The following is a 253-nucleotide window of genomic DNA, read 5'->3' as shown; positions in this document are numbered from 1 at the left end:
TATGTATGATACGCGAATGATGGTAGCAGGGAGAGACCGCCGTGTGCGGCGGTCGGCAAAAACGCCCCGTCCTGGGGCAATGCCGACACTGGCACATCCTGTGCGGCGCCGAAGGAGCAAACCTGAAAAAAGGTGAATCTCTCAGGCAAAAGTACCTCTACCGGACGCATCTCTGGAGAGAGCTCGGGAGCGAGCCACCCAAGGGGAAACTTGCGGTTTTTTTACCCTTTCGCAAGGCAACTCTCAGGTACCA

1 riboswitch is annotated in these 253 nt (G+C 56.5%).

Annotated features, from left to right (window positions below):
- The first annotated feature begins 16 nt into the window (after nt 1-16).
- Nucleotides 17-167, top strand: a riboswitch (glycine riboswitch).
- Nucleotides 168-253 lie beyond the last annotated feature (86 nt).

Origin of the sequence: Frankia sp. Mgl5 (assembly GCF_023242985.1) — a bacterium.
Lineage (GTDB): Bacteria > Actinomycetota > Actinomycetes > Frankiales > Frankiaceae > Parafrankia > Parafrankia soli.
The sequence above is the reverse complement of the archived record's forward strand: the minus strand, read 5'-3'. Positions and strand labels throughout refer to the sequence as shown.